The organism is Flavobacterium sp. 38 (assembly GCF_057799715.1).
The window spans coordinates 83361-105062 of sequence record NZ_JBYNWZ010000001.1 but is presented as its reverse complement, the minus strand read 5'-3'; the positions used below and the strand labels follow the sequence as shown (position 1 = coordinate 105062).

The window sequence follows — 21702 nt, the reverse complement described above, 5'->3', positions numbered from 1 at the left end:
AAACACAAAAAAATGGGATCAGGATATTTAATTATTGCTGGAGCTATCATGTTGTTCAGCTGGCTGGTAAGCTCACAGCTGAAGAGTAAATTTGAATTGTATTCGAAATTACAGCTAAGAAACGGAATGAGCGGACGTGAAATTGCAGAGAAAATGCTGGCTGATAACGGAATTACAGATGTTCGTGTTATATCAACACCGGGTCAGTTAACAGATCATTATAATCCATCAGATAAAACAGTAAACTTAAGCGAAGCAGTTTACAATCATAGAAATGCCGCCGCGGCAGCAGTTGCAGCACACGAATGCGGTCACGCCGTACAGCACGCAATTGGTTACGAATGGCTTACCATGCGTTCTAAATTGGTGCCAATTGTAAGCGTTGCGTCCAATTATGTACAATGGATTTTAATTGCAGGAATCTTAATGATTAAAGTTTTTCCTGGATTATTATTAATCGGAATTATCATTTTTGCAGCAACGACTTTGTTTTCGGTTATTACGCTTCCAGTTGAGTACGATGCGAGCAACAGAGCGTTGGCTTGGTTAGAAAACAAACACATGCTGACGCAAGAAGAGCAAGCAGGAGCAAAAGATGCTTTAAAATGGGCTGCAAGAACGTATGTAGTAGCTGCAATTGGTTCGATCGCAACGTTATTGTACTATATCTCGATTTATTCTGGAAGTAGGAGAAATTAATTTGGTAATTAGATAATTAGTCAATTAGATAATTTATAGTAACCCTACAGTTTTTTGAAAGCTGTAGGGTTTTGTTTTTAAATAGTATTTCAAGCTGAGCGAAGTCGAAACCTTTTTAGCGGATTTTTAAAATTATCTAATTATCTAATTTCCAAATTGGCGCATTATCAAATTCCTCAATTATCTAATTCTCAAATTGACTCATTATCTAATTCTAAAGCTGAATCTGCCTATCAATCTGCTGATCCAGCGAAATAAAAGTTTCAGTTCTCGAAACCCCTTCAATTGCTTGGATTTTTGTATTCAAAAGTTGCATTAAATGTTCGTTATCGCGACAAATGATTTTAATTAAAACAGACCAGTTTCCTGTGGTATAATGGCATTCTAAAACTTCGGGTATTTTTCTAAGTTCTTTTACCGCTTCAGAGTTTCTGGAAGCTTTATCCAAATAAACACCAACAAAAGCCATGGTGTTGTAACCCAAAACTTTCGGATTTACTGTAAACTTAGACCCAGAGATAACTCCAGATTGTTCCAGTTTTTTTAATCGCTGGTGAATTGCAGCGCCAGAAATTCCGATTTTATTAGCGATTTGCAAGATTGGTTTTCGGGCATCGTCCATTAGATATCGAAGGATTTCTTTGTCGATTCCGTCAATTTCAATTAAAAGGGAGTTGATTTTCATAACTTATAATTTGAAACTATTTTTTGAGATTTGGGTTTTGAATAGCAATCAAATGTAATTAAAAGACGTTGGAAATAAAATTCCAATATAAAAAAATCCAAATTCCAATTTTATGGATGGTGTGAATTTAACCGCAAAGAATTCTCGAATTTTTTTGCAATTAATTCGTGAATTGCTTCGCCTGTTCGCTATCGCTCGAGTCGTGGCGGAAAATTACCCGAATTAGTTGTGATTAATTCTAGTTTGTCAGTCTGAGCGGAGTCGAAGACCACGCTAGTAACTCTACAAAGATTGGCTATTTAGATTGCGGAGCTCCTTACGTGGTCTTCGACTCCGCTCAGACTGACAAAAAATGAGAAAAAAACCTTGCGCACTTTGCGGTTAAAAAAACTGCTTTAAAACAAAAATTCCAAATTCCAAGTGATTAGTTTGGAATTTGGAATTTTAAATATTGTAATTTCTACGGTTTATTTTCCTTTGTTGGCTTCTGCAACGTATTTTTCTAAAGCCATTGTCATAGATGGAGTTTCAGGAGTTGGAGCAAGAATATCAATTCTTAAACCATGATCTAAAGCCTCTTTCTGCGTTGTGCTTCCGAATACGGCAATTCTGGTATCGTTTTGTTTAAAATCTGGGAAATTTTTAAACAATGATTTAATTCCTGTTGGACTGAAAAAAGCTAAAACGTCGTAATAAACATCAGCTAAATCAGATAAATCACTCATTACAGTTCTGTAAAAAATAGCTTGTGCCCAATCTACTTTTAAACCGTTTAGGGTAACAGGAGCATCTGCATTTAATTGGTCAGATGCAGGAAGCAAAAACTTTTCGTCTTTGTACTTTTTGATTAACGGAGATAAATCTGCAAAATCTTTTGCTCCAACGTAAATTTTACGTTTTCTGTATACAACATACTTTTGAAGGTAAAACGCAACAGCCTCAGATTGACAAAAATACTTCAATCCTTCAGGAACTTTGTAACGCATTTCATCAGCCACTCTAAAAAAATGATCTACAGCATTTCGACTTGTTAAAATGATCGCAGTGTAATGATTAAGATCGATTTTTTGTAATCGAATCTCTTTTGCGCTAACCCCTTCTACATGAATAAATGGTCTGAAATCAATTTTTATTTTGTGTTTTTGTTGGAGCTCAAAGTAAGGAGAATTCTCCACTTTAGGTTCAGGCTGTGACACCAAAATTGTTTTCACTTTCATATTATAAATATTTTCTAAGCACTCCCTTTTGTTATCCAATAATAAAGAAAATAATAAGGGGCTATTTCAAGAGCGCAAAGATATAAAATAAAATAAAATAATTTGCCGATTATTACGTTTTGATACGTTTTGATCGAAATAAAGTAAGAGTATACGCTAATACACAGCGAAATACCTATGATTGCTAGCGGAATTATTTGCGGAATATTGTTGTAATAAAACAAAACAGCATTGATTGGAAGGATTAAAACGCCAATATACGTCCTGTAAGTTACTTTTTGTAGGTTAAATAGTTCTACAAATTCGTCAATGTTGAATGAAGTTGCTACAATTTTTTCGATCAAATATTTTCCTAAAATGAAATAAAGCAGAAAAGTAGCAATCTGTATAAATAGAATCCAATCGGTCTTTTTAATGCTGCTGTCAAAAATATTCATTGCAAGAAGAATAAAAAAAGCAAACGATATGATCTGCACAAAAAATAACCCCACAGTAAAGCTATTTTTCATGTGGCTGTTGTCTCGGTAAATTTTAGCGTATTTGTCAGAAAAAATAAGTTTACTAAATTCACTAAATCTTGTTTCGTAAGCAGATTTTGTCATGGCAACAACGGCAAAGGTCACCACAAATAAAAGTGTTGCCCAGTCTTTGTTTTCAATAATTCGAGGGTGAAGTTGTTCAATCATAGCGTTACAAAATTAGTAATTTTTTGATGCAATACTTTTATTATATATTTATTATGAATCAAATGCTATAAAAAGTTTACTTTTGCGGTGAAATTACCGAGAAAAAATGAATGATAGTATTGTCATAATTCCCACATATAACGAAATTGAAAATATAGAAAGTATAGTAAGAGCTGTACTTTCGCAGCATAAATCTTTTCATCTGCTGATTATTGATGATAATTCTCCTGATCATACTGCTAAAAAAGTGATCGCTTTACAGGAAGAATTTCCAGGGAAACTTTTTTTAGAACAAAGAACCAAAAAATCAGGATTAGGAACCGCGTATGTTCACGGCTTTAAATGGGCTTTGGAACGCGATTATCAATTTATTTTTGAGATGGATGCCGATTTTTCGCATAATCCAAATGATTTAGAGAAATTGTATGATGCTTGCCATTTTGGTGGAGCAGATCTTGCTATTGGATCTCGTTATGTAACTGGAGTAAATGTGGTAAACTGGCCTTTAAGCCGAGTTTTGATGTCTTACTTTGCATCTGTTTACGTGAAGTTTATCACCGGAATGAAAATTCACGACGCTACTGCGGGTTTTGTTTGCTATAAAAGAGAGGTTTTAGAAAAAATCAATCTGAACAAAATAAAATTTGTCGGGTATGCGTTTCAAATTGAGATGAAGTACAGAACTTATTGTGCTAAATTTCAAATTACCGAAGTCCCAATTATTTTTACAGATAGAACAAAAGGAGTTTCTAAAATGAGCAATGCTATTATTAAAGAAGCTATACTTGGAGTGATTTCACTTCGATTAAGAAAATTAGTCAATTCATTATAAACCACTAAGATGAACAGGATTTTAATAAAAAATGCCAAAATTGTAAACGAAGGGACAATTTTTGAAGGTGATGTTTTAATTGAAAACGATTTGATTGTTGAAATTGCAGACAGCATTTCATTAAAAACTTCAGATTGTATCGTAATCGATGCTGAAAGGAATTATCTAATGCCGGGCGCCATAGACGACCAAGTGCATTTTAGGGAGCCAGGATTGACTCATAAAGGAGATATTGAATCAGAATCTCGCGCGGCGGTTGCGGGGGGAATCACTTCTTTTATCGAACAACCGAATACAGTTCCTAATGCGGTTACGCAGGAAATCTTAGAAGATAAATATGTAATTGCTTCAGAAAAATCATTTGCGAATTATTCGTTTATGATGGGAGCAACCAATGATAATTTGGAAGAAGTTTTAAAAACGAATCCAAAAAATGTTGCCGGAATTAAAATTTTCTTAGGTTCATCAACAGGAAATATGCTGGTTGATAATGAAGCAGTTTTGGAGAAGATTTTTTCTAGCACGCCAATGTTAATTGCGGTTCACTGCGAAGACGAAACTACAATTAAAAATAATCTTGCCGCTTTTAAAGAGCAATACGGAGACGATGTTCCAGTTACGGCGCACAACTTAATAAGAAGTGAAGAAGCTTGCTATATTTCGTCTTCAAAAGCTGTGGCGCTGGCAAAACGAACTGGAGCTAGATTGCATATTTTCCATCTTTCAACTGCGAAAGAAATGGAATTGTTTACGAATAAAATTCCGTTAGAAGAAAAGAAAATCACTGCTGAGGTTTGTGTGCACCACCTTTGGTTTACTGATGAAGATTATAAAACAAAAGGAAATTTCATTAAATGGAATCCAGCTGTAAAAACAGCAGAAGATCGTGCAGAACTTTGGAAAGCATTAAATGATGGAAGAATCGACGTAATTGCGACTGATCACGCTCCTCATACCAAAGAAGAAAAACAGCAGTCTTACTTAAACGCACCTTCTGGCGGTCCGCTAGTGCAGCATGCCGTTGTGGCAATGTTTGAAGCATATCACCAAGGAAAAATCAGCGTGGAGAAAATTGTAGAGAAAATGTGCCATAATCCGGCTAAACTTTTCAAGATCGAAAAAAGAGGTTTTATTAAAGAAGGTTATTATGCCGATTTAGTTATTGTAAATCCAAGTTTGCCTTGGAGTGTAAATCAAGACAATATTTTAGCAAAATGCGGTTGGTCTCCTTTTGAAGGTTATACATTTAGGTCGAGAATTACGCATACTTTCGTAAATGGAGAATTGCTTTATAATAACTTCAAAGTAAAAGATTCTAGAGCTGGAAAAAGATTATTGTTTGACAGATAAAAAACGATTATGAAGAATCTTATAGTAATACTATTGGTTTTATTTCTTTCTATCAGCTGTAAAAAAGAGGTTGTAAAACAGCCTGCAAAGCTTATTGAGAAAGAGAAGATGATCGATATTATGTATGATTTGTCTCTTTTGGAAGCAATGAGATATCAGAAACCATTGTCTTTGGATTCGATAGAAAATGATCCGACTAAGTTTATTTTGAAAAAATACAAAGTAGACAGTCTTCAATTTGCTCAAAACAATATGTATTATGCCTCTGATTATGATAATTATAAAGACATGTTTGATGAGGTAAATAAAAGAATTTCTGTAAACCAGAGAGCGGCAGATTCTTTAGCTAAAATTGATGAGAAAAAAGCAGCTAAGGAAAATAAAAAGAAAGCCGTAGCAGTCTCCAAAGATTCTGTGAAAAAGACAATTCCTAAGGTGAATATCGATTCTATAAAAAGAGCTCAGATGGAAAACAGAAAGAAGAAACTATAGTTTAGAGCTTTCTTTAATATAATGATGAATATCAGTAAAAACCGTTCCTAGAGCGGTTTTTATTTTTTCGTTACTATACAGATTCTTTGAATAAGAAGCTTTTGCGGTTGCTTTTGTAATACTTCTTTTTCTGAAAAATAAAGTAGAAAATAATCCGTCCGTAATCCATAATAAATTCATCAGGAAAGGCTTGGCGTGAATGTGCGGTCGTTTTACTTTTAAAGCGTCAGAAACCGTGTCCAAAAGATCTTTAAAAACAATATTATCTGCGATAAGTGTAAAACGTTCGTTTTTAATTTCGCTTTTCATCAGTTCATAACTTGTTTTTACTACATCATCAATAGAAATAAAGCCAGTACTTCCTAGCGTATAAAACGAAAGTCCTTTAGAAACTTTTCGATAGATTTCGCTGCTTCCTTCGTCAAAAATATCCATCATTTTAGGCGGACCCAAAATTACTCCCGGATTTACAATAATGACATTTAATCCTTCCTGATGTGCACGCCAGACTTCCATTTCGGCGCCATATTTAGAAATGGCATAATCGCTGTGCGGTTTCTCTGGGTTCCAATCTGTTTCTTCGGTAATGTGTGTTTCGTGAGGAGCAATATCGCCCAAAGCAGCAATAGAACTGATGTAGCAGAACTTTTCTATTTCTTTGGCAATAGCAAAATTGACCATATTGGCAGTTCCTTCGATATTGGTTTTTCTAAGGTTTTCTTCGTCTTTTGGTTCAAACGAAATAAAAGCAGCGCAATGGTATACCTGTTTGATATCGATAAAAGCGGTTTCAAGTGAAGGTACATCTAGAATATCGGCTTCAAGCCAATTGATTTTTTCAAATAAGTCTCCCTTTTTATAAAAATCAAAAACCGATTTTGTTTTCTGAACATTGTTTTGGGTTCTGTAAATTGCCCGAACATTTTCTCCATTTTCAATTAAATGAAGTAATAAATGCGCGCCTACTAAACCAGTTCCTCCAGTTACTAATACCATGTTGTAAAGATAAGTTTTTGGTTGGAAGGTGCAAAGGTGCAGATGGACAAAGTTGCAAAGGTTTTTTTGTTTTTTTTGCCACGAAGGCGTAAAGACTCGAAGTTTTGTTTTTTTAGCCACGAATTGCACAAATTACACAAATTTTCCTTTTAATAAAATGAAATTACAATTTGAGAAATTTATGTAATTCGTGGCGAATATTTGTGTCTTTGTGGCAATTTTTAAGTCCCTTAAAAGAAAGTATATCCGAAAACAAAATCAATTGCTCCGTATTTAGCAGAAAAACTGTCGTAGTCAGATAATAATTCTTTTTTGCTATTTGCTCTGATTTCTATACTAAATTTATCTTTGAAGTTGTAACCGACTCCAAAAGCAAAATTAGAATCTGTGTTGCTTTCCTGCTCTAAATTGTTGTCAAATGAAATGCTGGCTTTTCCGTTTATTTCTAAGGAATAAGCGGCGTTGATAAAGATTTTTGAATTATTATTTAAGAAAAAATAATGACGTAAACCAATAGGAAGTTGAACACTTGAGTACTTTATCTCGACATAACGAACTTTTTCTGGAGAACCCGCAAAAGTACCTGGTCTGCTATAGGTTATATTATTTTCATATTTCTGATAAGCCGGATTTATAAACAGACTCCATTTGTTTTTGTTGAATGGCATTACGTATTCTAATTCTGCACCTATTTTAAAATTGGTTTTATTATCCAGATCAACATCTTTTGAAGGCACATCTCCGTCATTCATAGTCATGGAAATTAAGCTAACTTGCGGTGTTATTTTTAAGTGTAATTTACCGTTTCGTGTCTTTAATTCGTCATTGTTTTCGTTATCGGCGTCTATATTATTGTATTTTATGAAATACTTTACAAGTTGAGGTTTTTTATATTGCAGGCTTTCAATGTCTCTGTCTGATGTATTAGATGCTCGTACATTATTATTTAATTGTTGTTTGTAATAATTGTTTTCCTGTAAGTTTCCTGTTGACATTCCATCTTTTGATTCAATATATTTTAAATGAACAAGCTGTTCTATTGGAATTTTTGGTGTTTCATAAAAATAACGGATCAGATTATCTTCTCTGAAGGAATATAATTTGGCTTCGCCCTGAACCAATATTTTTAGAAAAAGTATATTTTCTTCCCACACTGGTTTTCCTGTTTGGGATATTGTTTCAAAATTATCGCTAGAACGATCCATTTTTACTTTGGCTCTTTTAAATAATGTGTTGTTGTCTATTCCAAATTCCTGAACATTTGCAATGGTTTCTGTTTTGGAATCCTTATCAGTAATCTGAATTTTATATCTGAAATCTGTTGGGTTATTTTTCCAGTCTAAATTTTTTATAAAACATTCTGTCCTTTTTCCGTCGTTTGAAATGAAATGCCCTTTTTCAAATGAAATTTGGGCATTAATAAATGTACAATAGAATAATAAAGTGGTTAGTAAGAATTTTGTCATCGGTAGGTTTTTGGTTTTTTCTTGGCCAAAAGTAAATAATCAGTTGTCAAGATTTTTACGGCTTCCCGTAATTTTTTTTTTCAAGGTGTTTTATTTTTTGCCACGAAGGCACAAAGACGCGAAGTTTTTTGGTTGAAAGGTGTAAAAGTGCAGAGGGACAAAGTTGCAAAGGTTTTTTGTTTTTTTGCCACAAAGGTGCGAAGACGCAAAGTTTTTGAGCTTGCAAAGCTTCAAGTTTTTTTTGTCACAAATTACACAAATTGCTCCAATTTTCTTTTTAATAAAATGAAATTACAATTCGAGAAATTTGTGTAATTCGTGGCGAATATTTGTGTCTTTGCGTCTTTGTGGCATAACATTTTTTTATTGCAATTGACAATCCTTATATTTGCGCAAAATATTTAAAAAAATGAAGAATCTAGTTGAAGAATTAAAATGGCGCGGGTTATATCATGATAGTATGCCTGGAACGGAAGAGCAATTACTAAAAGAAGCTACCACTGCGTATATCGGTTTTGATCCAACGGCAGATTCACTGCACATCGGAAGCATGGTTCAGATCATTTTATTGGTTCACTTAAAGAATTTCGGGCATAGACCGGTAGCTTTAGTAGGTGGGGCAACAGGAATGATTGGAGATCCTTCTGGTAAATCTGATGAAAGAAACTTGCTTGACGAAGAGGCTTTGGCTAAAAACGTAGCTGGAATCAAGAGCGTTTTGTCTCGTTTCTTAGATTTTAATTCAACCGAAGCAAATGCACCAGTAATGGTAAATAACTACGATTGGATGAAAGAGTTTTCTTTTATCGATTTTGCACGTGAAGTTGGAAAAAGAATCACCGTAAATTATATGATGGCTAAAGATTCTGTAAAAAAGAGATTTAGCGGAGAAGGTGAGGGAATGTCTTTTACAGAGTTTACATATCAATTAATTCAAGGTTACGATTTTTATCATTTATATAAAAACAACAATTGTATTCTGCAAATGGGAGGTTCTGACCAATGGGGTAATATTACCACAGGTACAGAATTAGTTCGTAGAATGGGAGGTGAAAATGCTAAAGCTTACGCTTTAACAACGCCTTTAATCACAAAAGCAGACGGATCTAAATTCGGAAAATCTGAAGGTGGAAATGTTTGGTTAGATGCTGATAAAACTTCGGTTTACAAATTCTACCAATTTTGGGTAAACACTACAGATGCTGACGCTGAGAAATATATTAAAATCTTTACTTTCTTAGATAAAGAAACTATTGACGCCTTAATTGCTGAGCACCAAACGGCTCCGCATTTGAGAGTTTTACAAAAGAAATTGGCAGAAGAAATTACTGTTTTTGTTCACAATCGTGAGGAATTAGAAAAAGCGATTCAGGCTTCGAATATTTTGTTTGGAAATTCTACTGCTGAAGATTTGAAAAAACTGGATGAAGTAACTTTCTTAGAAGTTTTTGACGGAGTTCCGCAAGCTGAAATCGCAAAAGCTGATCTAGAAAACGGATTGGATATTGTTACTGTTTTAAACGAAAAAACAGGTTTCTTTAAATCAAACGGAGAAGCGAGACGCGCTTTAACAGCAAACTCAATTTCTGTAAACAGAGAAAAGATAAAAGAAGATTTTGTTTTAACAGCAAATGATTTAATTAATAATCAGTTTGTGTTGTTGCAGAGCGGAAAGAAAAATTACTTTGTGATTCGCGTTGTTTAATTGTATCGATTAAATAATTAAGCTAAATAAACTAATCCCAATGTTCGAAAGAATATTGGGTTTTTTTATTTTTTAAAATACTGATATTGAAAATGTAATAGTTTTTTTATTAAGTTTATTCCCTAAAACTAACTTAACCGATATGATTGGAATTTTACTTATTTACTGGATTTGGAAAGGATTTACCAATTTGGCTCTTGAATATGATAAGAACAAATGGGGCTATTTTGGAATTGGAATTGCATCTTATTACGGAGGTACTCTTGTCTCAGGATTTATTGTTGGACTTTTAGCCGTTCTTATTAGCGGTGTCGACAGTGTAAACGATGACAGTTTTACAAATCCAGGATGGAATATACTTTTTGTACTCTTCGGAGCTTTGGCTTGCTACGGAGTTTACAGGCTATTGGAAAATAAATGCGAAAAAGAAAAAGAGCTTCAGAAAAAAGAAGGTATTGATAGTATTGGCGTGATTGAAGAGAATTAAGTTTTTAAATTAACTTTAAAGAACCATCAAATTACACCCACGAATATCAGAATTATCAAAACGTCCCAATACCTCAAAAGAGTTGTTGGGATTTTTTTTGCCTAAATCCTGCGTAGCGATAAAAGAACACGAATTGATATTGGCTAAATCGATCACATTGATTCCGCCTGTTTTTCCATCTTTTACGTAAGTCAAAGCATCTTCTGGATCGCGAACTAAAATGTTCATCCAAGAAGGGCATTCGAAAACACCTTCGCCCAAAGAATACGCTTGCGCTAAAAGTTCGGTCATACCATATTCGGAATGAATTGATGAAACGCCAAAACCTTTGCAAAGTATTTCATGAAGTTCTTCACGAATCATTTCTTTACGCTTTCCCTTCATTCCTCCAGTTTCCATAATAATGGTGTTTTGAAGGTTGAATTGATGCTTTTCGATCAAATCTAATAAAGCATACGTAACTCCAATTAAGATTACATTTTGGCCTGCTTCGTCCAATTCAAGAAGTTTTTTGATTAGGTCATCATGATTGTGCAAATAAAACCCACTTTCAGGCTGATTGGAGAGTTTTATTAAATCTTCTACCATATAAATTAACGAAGAGCCTTCGCGTTCTAAATAAGACGGCAAAAGGGCTAAAACAACGTAATCTTCGATGTTACCATAAAATTGCGAAAATCCTTTGCGGTAACTTTCCTCATATAGGGAAACATCGGTCACTAAATGTCTGCTGGTAATCATTCCGGTTGTGCCGCTGCTGGTAAAAGTTACCTGTGCTGGATCGATAGTAGAAACTACATCATGACTTTTGAAAAACTGAATGGGTAAAAAAGGAATTTGCTGCAGTGATTTTACCTGCTGCGGATTGACTTTCAAAAAATCACAGAAATCGCGATAGACTTTATTGTTCTCGTGCTGAAAACGAAACACTTTTAGTGCTATTTTTTCAAATTGTTTCTGACTTGAAATGGTAAAGATATCGTTGGCTGTAATCAAAACTTTTTTTTGCAAAGATATTGTTTTTTAGTGTTCAGTGTTCAGTTTTTTGCTTTGAGGTTCAGTGTTCAGTAAGAGCAAAATTTATAGAAATTTAAATTAACTGAACACTAAAGCCTGAACACTGAACACCAAAAAAAAGCTCCCAATAAAAGGAGCTTTTTTCTATATTTTACCGAATAATGAGCTTTCGGGTTGCCGATGCATTCTGTTCGCTTATTTTAATGATGTAAACACCTGGAGGTAGTTCTGAAACACTTAATTCTTTAGAGGCTAAATGCGCTTGCAGTACTTTTTTGCCTAAGATGTCAAATACAATAACTTCCTTCTCTAAATCGTTCTTAGATGATATATAGACTTTTCCGTTTGTTACTGGATTAGGATACAAGCTAAGACCCTCGATAGAAGTAGATTCTTGAGTTTTTGGTAGTTGCTTGATATCTTGCGCCGAAACGCTTAGAGTAAAGAAAAATGCCAATAAGAAAGTAATATAAAAGTAGTTTTTTGCCATCGCGTATATTTGATTACTGTAAATATACAAAAAAAATTACAAAAAGTACGCCAAAAAAAAACATCCTAAATATTTAGGATGTTTTTAACATTATGTGTTCGAAGTGATTAGAAACCTACTGACCATCCAGTAGCCCAAGTTGGTTGAGCAATACCAGCACCAGCACCAGTTGCAGTCGCTAATTCTACAGAAACAGCAGCTACGTCAGCAGCAGAAGCATCTGTTTTCTTTCCTTTAGTTTTTGTAGCAACGTCAGAAATGTAGTTAACATTTGAAACTTTTAAAGCTGATGGTATAAAAGCGATAGTTTCATCGTTTTCAACATCGATACCAACTTTCCATTTGCTTAAAACTACGTTAGTGATCATTCCTTTAGTTCCTCTTCTTAATTTGATAGCTTGGTTTTCAGCGTATACTGTAGCATCAGCAGTACTTCCAGCTCCAATAAGAGTCATGTTGTTGATTGTTGGGTTAGCGATTGGAGTGTTAGCGTATCCGAATTCGAAGTTATCAGCTTCAATTCCTCTGTTTCCTTTTCCAAAATCTAATTTTCCGTACCAGTTTGTGTTTGTACCGTTCCATCCTTCAGTCCAGTCAAATTGATCATCCTCGTTTCCGATAGCGATTAAGTTTGTAGTGTTTACAGATCCTCCGAAGAATTCGAATCCGTCATCAGCACCGTGGTAAGCTTCAACGTTTTCAACAATAGTTCCAGAACCTACTCCGAAGAATGAAAGTCCATTAAATTCTTTTTCAGAGTTAAAAGCAGCACCAGCGTACTCAATTCTTAGATATTTGATAGATCCTGAGTTATCAGCAGAGTTAGTTCCACCGTAAGTTAATTCAGCAACTTCAGATGTAGCTGTACTAGCACCACCAGTAACACGGTTGATAGGAGCTTTTCCACAGATTACTAAACCACCCCATTTTCCAGCTTCTTTAACAGAAGCAGTCATGATAACTGGTTTTGCAGCTGTACCATTTACATTGATTTTTCCTCCTTGAGCTACAGCGATGTAAGAAGCAGTTCCACCTGTACCTTCGATTGTAGTTCCAGCAGGAATTGTTAAAGTTGCTCCGTTTTCTACTTTTATAGCTCCAGTCAATTTGTAAGTTTTAGATGCATCAAGTACTACTTCACCATCAGTGATAGTTCCTTTGAAGTTAGCAGCATCTGCTACGAAACTTGAAGATGGCTTTTTGTCATCATCGCTAGAACAGCTTGTGAATAAACTTGCAGAGATTGCAAGAATTCCAAATAAATTTACAATTGATTTTTTCATTTGTTTTCTTTAATAATGTTGTGTTAATTTCTTTGTTGCAAAGATGGATCACAAATCCCTTTTGGATGTTAACTGACTGTGAATGTTATTTTAAATTAACATCTATTTAATATTAAGGCAGTGTTAATTTGTTAACCTATTATTTACGATAATCTGTGATGCCTTCTGGGATCTGGATTTGTTGAAGTGCCAAAAAAACAAAAGACAGCTGATAGCTGTCTTTGTCTGAAATTTATATTGAGTGTTTGCTCTTAGAATTCGTAGCTTAAACCTAAACTAGCATTAATTCCTTTTTTATAGCTTAAAACATTTACATCTCCAGATTTGTTTTCTTGAACTCTGTTTACAGTAGGATCTAGAATGTTTTTTACAACCAATCCAAGTCCGATGTTTTTATTTAATTTAGATTTTGCAATGAAATCTAATGAACCTACCGCTTTATCAACTAAGTCCCCTTTTTGAAGTGTACCAATTGCATTTACTCTGTCTGAGAAATAAGTGTAAGCAATAGTTGTTGTTAAGTTGCTGTTTTTGTCATTCCATTCATTGTAGAAAGATAAGTCAGCATTCAATAAAAGAGGAGAAGCTCCTGTAAATTTACCTGTAGTTTCTGTAAAAGCAGTTGGAATTCTTCCGTTTGTTTCTTCCAAAACTTTTTCTCCGTTTAATTCTTGTTTACTGTATAAGTAAGAAGCATTAAGTCCTCCAGTTAATTTTTTAACGTTATCACTATCAAAAGTAAAAAGTGTCTTTTTGTAATCTAATTCAGCCCCAACTACATAACCGTAATCTCCAGAGTTCACATAAGAGATGTCATTTGTAGAAGAGTTAACAATAACCTCATTAATTGGGTTTAAGATATATTTTCCATAAGCAGTAACCGAAATAACCTCGTCGCTTTTAGCGAACATTTCCCATCTAATATCTAAGTTATAATCATCAGAAGCATATAAGAACGGGTTACCAAATTTAGCTTGAAGAAATTCTTCATAAATGAAAGGAGATCTTTCTTTGAACTGAGGTAAAGTATAAGTTTTACTTGCTCCTAAACGTAAATTTTGTTTTTCATTCAATTCATATTTTAAAATCAAACTCGGTAAGAAAGCCGTTTTTTCTAATTTGTCACTGTCTCCGTCTGGATCTAATTGTGTACTCCAGTCTACATTTTGTGTAATAACTTCTGCTCTTAAACCTAAAACAGCTGTAAGTTTATTGAATTTGTATTCTGTGTTTAAGAATCCACCGTGAATAGTCAAATCACCATTGTAAGTCTGTGGATCTAAAGCGTTAGACAATTCTGGACCTCCACGGAAAGTTGAAATTGTAAAGTAGTTATTAGAGAAATTTTGCTGATTGTAAAATAAATCTAAGTTGTTTGGATCTACAATTGTTCCTGAATAGTTAATTGGAGATGTTGTAGTTTTGAAGTTGAATTGAGTCGCTTCAAAACTTCTGTCTTTAAATCTTCCGTTGTAACCAACAGTGAATTTCCCTAAGTAATCTCCGTCAGCATTTTTTTTGAATTTGTAATTAACAGAAAGATTTGCTGCCAACTCGTTTTCATCAATACTTTGGAAATAGCGATTGTTATTTGGTGCAGATTGAGAGTTGATAACATATCCATCTGGGCCTAAGTTTAATGTATTGTAAGTTCTGTCTGGAGTGTCTTGTTTTACAATGTTGTATGAACCTCCCCAATTAAAAGTGCTTCTTTCGCTAAGTTTGTGTTCTCCTAATAATTGGTTTACCCATAGAGAAGTTTTTTCATAATCATTTCTACGGATGTAACCATTTCCATCATTTGCTAAATCTACGATGTATCCTGTAGATTCTTCTTTTTTCTGAGAAGAAGTATTGATGAATAAAGTATTGAAATTAATTTTATTGTTTGAATTAATTTTATACCCTGCATTAAACATTGCAGTTGTATTAGTATTGTAAGCAAGATATTTGTAATCTAAATCTTTACCAGCAACACCTTCAGCATTTACACTCCCTTTAGCAGAACCGTTAGTTCTTGAAGCATATTCATTTGAGAAAGAAGCTGTACCGAAAACACTTAATTTTCCTTCTTCACCAATTTTATAAGAGTCACCACCAGAGATTCCAAAAGAACCAGCGATTGGTGCTTTTTTGTCAAATTGAAGTGTGTTGTAGTTGTATTGTGTTAACGGATTGCTAGGAATCTCAGCTTTACTGAATCCGAATGCATTTGGACCTTTTTGTAATGTGAAGTTTTTTTCGCTAACAGCATTTGTGTTAATTTTTGATTCAGCATCAATTCTAAAGAAACCGTTTCCTTTGTAGTCTTTAGAAACAATATCTACATTTCCTCCAGCAAAATCTCCGAAGAATCTTCCATTGTAAACTTTGTCGATAGAGACATACTCGATAATGTCAGTTGAGAAAATATCCAGATTGATGTTTTTCTTCTCAGCATCGTTTGATGGAATTGGTAATCCGTTCATTGTTGTAGAGTTGTAACGGTCACCTAATCCTCTTACGAAAATGTTTCCTGATCCTTCTTGTTTTGTAACTCCTGTAGTTTTAACAACAGCAGCGGCAGCATCACTAACTCCTTTTTTAGAAAGTTCTTGAGCTCCGATTGATTGTTTAATTTCGACAGCATTTTTTTGTTCCAAAAGCAAAGCAGTTTCTTTTTGTTTGCTTCCACTTGAAGCTTGAACCACCACATCTTTAAGTGTATAACTTCCTGATGAAAGCCCTTGATTAACCGTTACAGTTTCGTTTGCTTTTACAGCAACAGGAGCTTCTACAGATTCATATCCTAAAAAACTAAAAATTAAAGTATAATTTCCAGGATTAACGCTTAAGGAATATTTTCCATCTACGTCGGTATTTACGCTAATATTTGTACCTTTAACTAAAACATTAGCAAATGGCAGAGCTGCGTTGTTTGAATCTTTATCAGATAAAACGCCAGAAATCGTACCTTTGTTTTGCGCGATCGAAATCGTACAGATAAATAATGCAATTAATAGAAATCTTAAATTGAATTTCATTTTTTTCAGTGTTGTGTTTGTGTCTTAAATATTTTGGTGCAAAGAAAGAACCACTCTGTGAAGTCCATGTTACGGACTTGTTATGTTTTTGTGTTGTTAAGATTATCAAATTGTTACGAGATTAAATTACGGTTAACACCATTTTTTAAAGGTTCTTTTGTTAGTATATTTACCCTGTGAAATAAGAAATATCGAATGTTTAATGAAGAAGTTTCGATATAAAAATCTCAATTTTTGCTATTTATGAAAAAAACACAAACTAAGATTTTATTAGTTGACGACGAACCAGATATCTTAGAAATCGTTGGCTATAACCTTGCTCAGGAAGGCTACCAGATTGTTACTGCTTCTAATGGAAAAGATGCAATAGCAAAGGCGCAGAAAGAGCTGCCAGAATTAATCATTATGGACGTGATGATGGCAGAAATGGACGGAATGGAGGCTTGCGAGCATATTAGAAAAATTCCAGAATTAAATAATGTTATCATAACATTCCTTACAGCAAGAAGTGAAGATTACTCTCAAGTAGCTGGTTTTGACGCCGGTGCAGATGACTACATTACCAAGCCAATTAAGCCAAAATTATTGGTATCTAAAGTAAAGGCTTTGTTAAGAAGATTAAAAGAACAAGAAGTTGTTACAGATACTCTAAATGTAGGCGGAATCGAGATCAATCGTGAGGAATACAAAATCATAAAAGGCAATGTAGAAATTGCTTTGCCAAGAAAAGAGTTCGAATTATTTTATCTATTGGCTTCAAAACCAGGAAAAGTTTTTAAAAGAGACGAAATCTTAGATAAAGTTTGGGGTAACGAAGTTGTGGTTGGAGGAAGAACAATCGATGTTCATATCAGAAAACTGCGCGAGAAAATCGGTGAAGACCTTTTCAAAACAATCAAAGGAGTAGGATATAAATTTGAAGTGTAGTTTTTTTAAAGCTTCTAAGTTCTGAGTTACTAAGCTGCTGAGGTTTTGTAGCCTGATTTTAAGAAAGATTAAATACATTCCAATTATTTTAAAATCTTCTATAAATATTTGAACCATATAAGTCATATAAGTTCATTTAATTATAGTATCGATAATTAATAATTTAAGATCATCTTTGTCAAAGTTTTTAACTTTGACAAAGATTTCCTTTTTTTAGTCATAAAGTAATTTTAGTTTTCTACTTTAAATGAACTTATATGACTTATATGGTTCAAAACATAATTTTAAATATTTCAATGAAGATTAATTTTAAAAAAACATACAAATTTGCTATTAAATCGGCATTGTATATCAGTCTGTTTACCACAGGATTTGTGCTCATACTGATGTCTTTGTTTTACAAAAACCAATTAAAACATCAAGTAGCATTTGGAATAATCTTTATTATTGCCATTTATATTTTCTCTTTTCTGGTTTTGCAATATCGTGTAGAGCGATTTATTTACAGAAGAGTAAAGAAAATTTACGATGAGGTTTCCTTATTAGAATCGACAACACTTATCAATCAGCCTATTAATACCGATATGGAAACGCTTTCGCGCGAAGTGAAAAAGTTTGCGACGGATAAAAAACTCGAAATTGAAATGCTTGAAATTCGTGAGCAATATAGAAGAGAGTTTTTAGGAAACGTTTCACACGAATTAAAAACGCCTTTGTTTACCGTTCAAGGTTACGTTTCTACTTTGCTGGATGGTGCAATGGACGATAAAAACATTAGAAAGAAATATTTGAAACGCGCCGAAAAAGGAGTGGAGCGACTTATATATATAGTAGAAGATTTGGACATGATTACCAAATTAGAATCGGGAGATTTAGATTTGAATATGACTGATTTTGATATTGTCGAATTGATTGAGAATGTTTTTGAATTGCTGGAAATGAAGGCAGACAAAAAGAAAATCAAACTATCTTTTGAAAGTAAAAATGTGAAGTCGGTTATGATTAGAGGCGATCAGGACAGAATTCAGCAAGTGCTGGAAAACCTGATTGTAAACTCTATTAAATATGGAAAAGAAGGTGGTCTGACGGAAGTTGGCGTGGTAAACTTAACGAAGAAAAAAGTCTTAATCCGTATTAGCGACAATGGAGAAGGGGTTGAAAAGCAAAACATTCCGAGACTTTTTGAACGTTTCTACCGTGTTGACAAAAGCGGAACGCGATCTGAAGGGGGTTCTGGTTTAGGATTGGCGATTGTAAAGCATATTATTGAAGCACACAAAGAGAAAGTTTACGTAGAAAGTGAGTTCGGAATTGGCTCTGAGTTCTCTTTTACACTCGAAAAAGCAAATAAATCGGCAAAAGCTGAGGTTAAATAAGCTCAAGGCAATAGGAGTTAAAAGCCCTGAAACAGGGGTGTTTAACAATAAATCAACATACGGATTTCGGCCGTAACATTAAATTTTTATTATAGTAACATCTGGTTAATGATTTCTTAACATAGGTGGGTCATCTTTGCATCCTGAAATTAAGGGCATTAGAAAAAATGATAAAAAAAATAATATTAGCCGTTGCATTAATAGCTGTTTCTGTTGCAAATGCACAGGAACCAAACAAGCAGGAATTGAATAAACAGGATGTAAAAAACGAGGTAATACGTATTTTAGATTCTATAAATAAAGCCAAACTTCCAGAAACTAAATCGGGATCAGGTGTTGAAGAACATTGGTACGATAGAATTTCGCTAAGAGGTTACGCTCAAATCAGATACAATGGTTTGCTTTCTACAAACGATAAAGTATCCTGCGATCAATGTGATAGATCTTGGGGAACAACTTCTACAGCTCCAGATGCAAAAGCAAACAACGGACTTTTTATTCGCCGTGCACGTTTAGTATTTTCTGGACAAGTACACCCTAATTTATTTTTCTATTTTCAGCCCGATTTTGCTAGTTCTCCAAGTACAGGAGTTCAGAACTTTGTACAAATTCGTGATTTGTATTTTGATGTTTCTTTCGATAAGAAAAAAGAATATCGCGTGCGTGTGGGACAAAGTAAAATTCCATACGGATTTGAAAATATGCAGTCAAGTTCTCAGCGTTTAACATTAGACCGTGCCGATGCTATCAACTCTTCGATTTTAAATGAGCGTGATTTAGGAATCTTCTTTTATTGGGCTCCAGCCGAAATTAGAAAGCGTTTTGCGATGTTGGTTGATGACGGTTACAAAGGTTCAGGAGATTATGGAGTTTTTGCTTTTGGAGTTTATAACGGGCAGATTGCAAACAAGTTAGACGGAAACAGAGACTTAAATGTGGTAACTAGAGTAACTTATCCTTTTGTAATTGGAAGCCAAATTATAGAACCTGGAATTCAGGCTTACACCGGTAAATGGGCATTTACAGGAGAAGTTTCTCCAGGTGTTACAGTCAATGATCCTCAATATGTAAAAGATCAGCGAGTGGGTGCGACTTTCGTTTTGTATCCAAGACCATTCGGAATCCAGACCGAATATAACATCGGAACTGGACCTCGTTACAATACCCTTACCAATACAATAGAACAAACTGATTTGAACGGAGGTTACGTTTTATTAAACTACAAATGGGATATTAAAAAACAGCATATTTATCCTTTCGCTAAATTCCAATATTATGACGGAGGAAAAAAATACGAAAGAGACGCTAGAAGCTACGTCGTAAGAGATTTCGAATTTGGTGTGGAATGGCAAATTTTCAAAGCATTGGAGTTTACAGCCGAGTACGTAATTGCAGATAGAACTTTTGAAGATAGCGTATTGCCAATAAACAGACAGAAAGGTAACGTGCTTAGAATGCAGGTGCAGTTTAACTTCTAAAAAAATAGTACGCGGATGAAACGAATTCGCTTTCGCGAAGACGCGGATAAAAACGGATTTCTTTATAAAAAAATATGAATTACCTCCAGCTTTAGCTGGAGGTTTTTTTATGATAATCTATAAGGCTTTAGCCAAAATAGAAATTTTAAAAATAGAAGAAGATAAATAAAAAAAAATCAGTTTTTATCCGCGTTTTGCTTTAGCAACCCGTTTCATCCGCGTTCCAATATTAAGCTGTTTTTTCCTCGAAAACTTTAAATAAAGAATCCCAGTCAATATTATTTTCAAATTGAGATAATCCTTTATAAGACTGTACTTTTGATAAATCTTCAATTGTAAAATCATCTTGCATGGCATACGGAACAAGATTTTCTTCCTGAAGTTTTATTGCCAAATATTCCTGTTCGTATTGGCCGGGAGTCGGAATAAAAAAAGCTTTTTTGCCCAATTTTGCCAAATCCATTACAGTTGTGTAGCCAGAACGGCACAACACAAATTCACTTTCGTTAAAAGTCTGTTCCAGCTGTTTGGAGTTCATGAAGTTATAATAAGTAACATTTCCTGCCTGCCATTTTTCTTGCGATTTTTCTACAATTCCTTGCACAAAAACTACTTTTCCAGGAAAGTTTGCCGCTTCTTTCTGCAGTTTTTCATCCAAGAAAGTGCGTTGCGGTTCAGGTCCAGACAATATAATCATAAGATCATATATTTTTGGAGTTTCCTTTTTCTTCATGCGGCTCAGCGGGCCAATATATTTTAGGTTTAGTTCATCATTTTTTAAATGCCCCAAATCTCCAGTTAGATTTATTTCTTCGTTCGTATCAGGAACCCAGCATTCATCGTATTTTTTAATAAAATGCTGATGACATTTACTCGTAAACCAAGTTGTATTTCCTGTCATTACATTCAATTGATGCGTAATGAAAACAGAAGGCACCTTTTTGCTGAAAACCCCCAGTCTGTTATCTGAGATAATACCATCAATACCATGTTTTTTTATCCAATGATTGATCATTTTCTTCTCATCCAAAATGGCAGTAATCATCTTCGGAAGATTTTTGATCAGCTTCCATTTAAAGTTTTTCCCATTTTTTGCATATTCAATATGATAAGAAGGAAGTTCTAAAGTCTGTATGTAAGGAAATTCTTTTCGTAATAACGACAGCGCCACTCCATCAGAAGCAATGATCGGAATATAATTATTCTCTTGAAGCGCCTTAATAATAGGAATGCATCTCGTTGCATGTCCAAGTCCCCAATTTAATGGAGCAATTAAAATAGTTTTATTCGCAGAATAATCAATACTCATTTTTAGCACGTTTTAAAAACGAAGATAGAAAAATATGTTTTCTATGTTATTTCGAGTTTATTACTAAATTATTAATTTAAGGTTCTAAGCTTCTGAGGTTCTAAGCTACTAAGCTTCTGAGTTGCTAAGACTCTAAGCAGCTGAGGCTCTAGTTTTCTGTGCTTAATTTTTAACTCTAAAACCT

At 34.1% G+C, this 21702-nt stretch carries 19 protein-coding genes; 9 read left to right on the top strand and 10 right to left on the bottom strand.

The genetic code is table 11. From position 1 onward, the window contains the following. Positions 1-12: 12 nt before the first annotated feature. A complete protein-coding gene (locus AC3E9W_RS00455) occupies positions 13-699 on the top strand; it encodes a zinc metallopeptidase (protein WP_095928287.1) in 687 nt (228 codons plus the stop codon). Between the two features lie 214 nt (positions 700-913). Here the strand turns inward: AC3E9W_RS00455 and AC3E9W_RS00450 are convergent, their stop codons facing one another. The 3 genes from AC3E9W_RS00450 to AC3E9W_RS00440 form a co-directional block, all read right to left on the bottom strand. Then, positions 914-1384, bottom strand: coding sequence for an Lrp/AsnC family transcriptional regulator (locus AC3E9W_RS00450; RefSeq protein ID WP_008465121.1), 471 nt, complete (start codon positions 1382-1384; stop codon positions 914-916). A 467-nt stretch (positions 1385-1851) separates the two neighbouring features. After that, on the bottom strand, positions 1852-2601 hold the full coding sequence (locus AC3E9W_RS00445; protein WP_111365823.1) for a uroporphyrinogen-III synthase: 750 nt from the start codon (positions 2599-2601) through the stop codon (positions 1852-1854). A 14-nt stretch (positions 2602-2615) separates the two neighbouring features. Further along, positions 2616-3287: a DUF4271 domain-containing protein gene (locus tag AC3E9W_RS00440; RefSeq protein ID WP_306153284.1), complete on the bottom strand. Its 672-nt coding sequence runs from the start codon at positions 3285-3287 to the stop codon at positions 2616-2618. Between the two features lie 106 nt (positions 3288-3393). Between AC3E9W_RS00440 and AC3E9W_RS00435 the strand changes: the two genes are divergently transcribed. From AC3E9W_RS00435 to AC3E9W_RS00425, 3 genes are read left to right on the top strand one after another with little or no spacing between them, the layout of a single operon-like run. Further along, entirely contained in the window at positions 3394-4119 is a 726-nt protein-coding gene (locus AC3E9W_RS00435) for a polyprenol monophosphomannose synthase (RefSeq protein ID WP_144217259.1), read from the top strand. A gap of 9 nt (positions 4120-4128) precedes the next feature. Beyond that, a complete protein-coding gene (locus AC3E9W_RS00430) occupies positions 4129-5469 on the top strand; it encodes a dihydroorotase (RefSeq protein WP_488766209.1) in 1341 nt (446 codons plus the stop codon). A 9-nt stretch (positions 5470-5478) separates the two neighbouring features. Continuing rightward, complete coding sequence (locus tag AC3E9W_RS00425) at positions 5479-5961, top strand: DUF4296 domain-containing protein (protein WP_488766207.1); 483 nt, start codon at positions 5479-5481, stop codon at positions 5959-5961. On the opposite strand, the gene AC3E9W_RS00420 is transcribed toward AC3E9W_RS00425, so the two are convergent. Beyond that, positions 5956-6957: an NAD-dependent epimerase/dehydratase family protein gene (locus tag AC3E9W_RS00420; protein ID WP_488766206.1), complete on the bottom strand. Its 1002-nt coding sequence runs from the start codon at positions 6955-6957 to the stop codon at positions 5956-5958. The genes AC3E9W_RS00425 and AC3E9W_RS00420 overlap by 6 nt on opposite strands. A gap of 230 nt (positions 6958-7187) precedes the next feature. Further along, positions 7188-8423 carry an outer membrane beta-barrel protein gene (locus tag AC3E9W_RS00415; RefSeq protein ID WP_488766204.1) on the bottom strand — a complete coding sequence of 412 codons (1236 nt, stop codon included), beginning with the start codon at positions 8421-8423 and terminating at the stop codon, positions 7188-7190. Between the two features lie 409 nt (positions 8424-8832). Here AC3E9W_RS00415 and tyrS point away from each other — a divergent pair, with 409 nt between their 5' ends. Together tyrS and AC3E9W_RS00405 are read left to right on the top strand one after the other, a co-directional pair. Further along, entirely contained in the window at positions 8833-10128 is a 1296-nt protein-coding gene (gene tyrS / locus AC3E9W_RS00410; protein ID WP_306153272.1) for a tyrosine--tRNA ligase, read from the top strand. 142 nt (positions 10129-10270) lie between these two features. Beyond that, positions 10271-10615, top strand: a complete 345-nt coding sequence (locus tag AC3E9W_RS00405) for a hypothetical protein (RefSeq protein ID WP_488766202.1) — start codon at positions 10271-10273, stop codon at positions 10613-10615. A 15-nt stretch (positions 10616-10630) separates the two neighbouring features. Here AC3E9W_RS00405 and AC3E9W_RS00400 read toward each other — a convergent pair whose 3' ends face one another. From AC3E9W_RS00400 to AC3E9W_RS00385, 4 genes are all read right to left on the bottom strand, one after another. Further along, positions 10631-11611: a LuxE/PaaK family acyltransferase gene (locus tag AC3E9W_RS00400; protein WP_488767286.1), complete on the bottom strand. Its 981-nt coding sequence runs from the start codon at positions 11609-11611 to the stop codon at positions 10631-10633. 172 nt (positions 11612-11783) lie between these two features. Next, entirely contained in the window at positions 11784-12122 is a 339-nt protein-coding gene (locus tag AC3E9W_RS00395) for a T9SS type A sorting domain-containing protein (RefSeq protein WP_488766200.1), read from the bottom strand. A gap of 107 nt (positions 12123-12229) precedes the next feature. Further along, on the bottom strand, positions 12230-13405 hold the full coding sequence (locus AC3E9W_RS00390) for a hypothetical protein (RefSeq protein ID WP_488766198.1): 1176 nt from the start codon (positions 13403-13405) through the stop codon (positions 12230-12232). A gap of 251 nt (positions 13406-13656) precedes the next feature. Beyond that, positions 13657-16428: a TonB-dependent receptor gene (locus tag AC3E9W_RS00385; RefSeq protein WP_488766197.1), complete on the bottom strand. Its 2772-nt coding sequence runs from the start codon at positions 16426-16428 to the stop codon at positions 13657-13659. A gap of 243 nt (positions 16429-16671) precedes the next feature. On the opposite strand from AC3E9W_RS00385, the gene AC3E9W_RS00380 reads away from it, so the two are divergent. From AC3E9W_RS00380 to AC3E9W_RS00370, 3 genes are all read left to right on the top strand, one after another. Continuing rightward, positions 16672-17355 (top strand): response regulator transcription factor, encoded by a 684-nt coding sequence (locus tag AC3E9W_RS00380; RefSeq protein WP_008465097.1) that lies wholly within the window; start codon positions 16672-16674, stop codon positions 17353-17355. A gap of 296 nt (positions 17356-17651) precedes the next feature. After that, on the top strand, positions 17652-18731 hold the full coding sequence (locus tag AC3E9W_RS00375; RefSeq protein ID WP_456894855.1) for a sensor histidine kinase: 1080 nt from the start codon (positions 17652-17654) through the stop codon (positions 18729-18731). 167 nt (positions 18732-18898) lie between these two features. Further along, a complete protein-coding gene (locus AC3E9W_RS00370; protein WP_488766195.1) occupies positions 18899-20209 on the top strand; it encodes a porin in 1311 nt (436 codons plus the stop codon). Between the two features lie 229 nt (positions 20210-20438). Here AC3E9W_RS00370 and AC3E9W_RS00365 read toward each other — a convergent pair whose 3' ends face one another. After that, positions 20439-21518, bottom strand: coding sequence for a glycosyltransferase (locus AC3E9W_RS00365; RefSeq protein ID WP_488766193.1), 1080 nt, complete (start codon positions 21516-21518; stop codon positions 20439-20441). Positions 21519-21702 lie beyond the last annotated feature (184 nt).

Bases quoted from the DNA above. Each gene is read 5' to 3' on its own strand.
- AC3E9W_RS00440 (WP_306153284.1), bottom strand. From the start codon at position 3,287: ATGATTGAACAACTTCACCCTCGAATTATTGAAAACAAAGACTGGGCA.
- AC3E9W_RS00395 (WP_488766200.1), bottom strand. From the start codon at position 12,122: ATGGCAAAAAACTACTTTTATATTACTTTCTTATTGGCATTTTTCTTT.
- AC3E9W_RS00420 (WP_488766206.1), bottom strand. From the start codon at position 6,957: ATGGTATTAGTAACTGGAGGAACTGGTTTAGTAGGCGCGCATTTATTA.
- AC3E9W_RS00375 (WP_456894855.1), top strand. From the start codon at position 17,652: ATGAAGATTAATTTTAAAAAAACATACAAATTTGCTATTAAATCGGCA.
- AC3E9W_RS00405 (WP_488766202.1), top strand. From the start codon at position 10,271: ATGATTGGAATTTTACTTATTTACTGGATTTGGAAAGGATTTACCAAT.
- AC3E9W_RS00370 (WP_488766195.1), top strand. From the start codon at position 18,899: ATGATAAAAAAAATAATATTAGCCGTTGCATTAATAGCTGTTTCTGTT.
- AC3E9W_RS00425 (WP_488766207.1), top strand. From the start codon at position 5,479: ATGAAGAATCTTATAGTAATACTATTGGTTTTATTTCTTTCTATCAGC.
- AC3E9W_RS00390 (WP_488766198.1), bottom strand. From the start codon at position 13,405: ATGAAAAAATCAATTGTAAATTTATTTGGAATTCTTGCAATCTCTGCA.
- AC3E9W_RS00380 (WP_008465097.1), top strand. From the start codon at position 16,672: ATGAAAAAAACACAAACTAAGATTTTATTAGTTGACGACGAACCAGAT.
- AC3E9W_RS00435 (WP_144217259.1), top strand. From the start codon at position 3,394: ATGAATGATAGTATTGTCATAATTCCCACATATAACGAAATTGAAAAT.
- AC3E9W_RS00365 (WP_488766193.1), bottom strand. From the start codon at position 21,518: ATGAGTATTGATTATTCTGCGAATAAAACTATTTTAATTGCTCCATTA.
- AC3E9W_RS00445 (WP_111365823.1), bottom strand. From the start codon at position 2,601: ATGAAAGTGAAAACAATTTTGGTGTCACAGCCTGAACCTAAAGTGGAG.
- AC3E9W_RS00455 (WP_095928287.1), top strand. From the start codon at position 13: ATGGGATCAGGATATTTAATTATTGCTGGAGCTATCATGTTGTTCAGC.
- tyrS (WP_306153272.1), top strand. From the start codon at position 8,833: ATGAAGAATCTAGTTGAAGAATTAAAATGGCGCGGGTTATATCATGAT.
- AC3E9W_RS00430 (WP_488766209.1), top strand. From the start codon at position 4,129: ATGAACAGGATTTTAATAAAAAATGCCAAAATTGTAAACGAAGGGACA.
- AC3E9W_RS00450 (WP_008465121.1), bottom strand. From the start codon at position 1,384: ATGAAAATCAACTCCCTTTTAATTGAAATTGACGGAATCGACAAAGAA.
- AC3E9W_RS00415 (WP_488766204.1), bottom strand. From the start codon at position 8,423: ATGACAAAATTCTTACTAACCACTTTATTATTCTATTGTACATTTATT.
- AC3E9W_RS00385 (WP_488766197.1), bottom strand. From the start codon at position 16,428: ATGAAATTCAATTTAAGATTTCTATTAATTGCATTATTTATCTGTACG.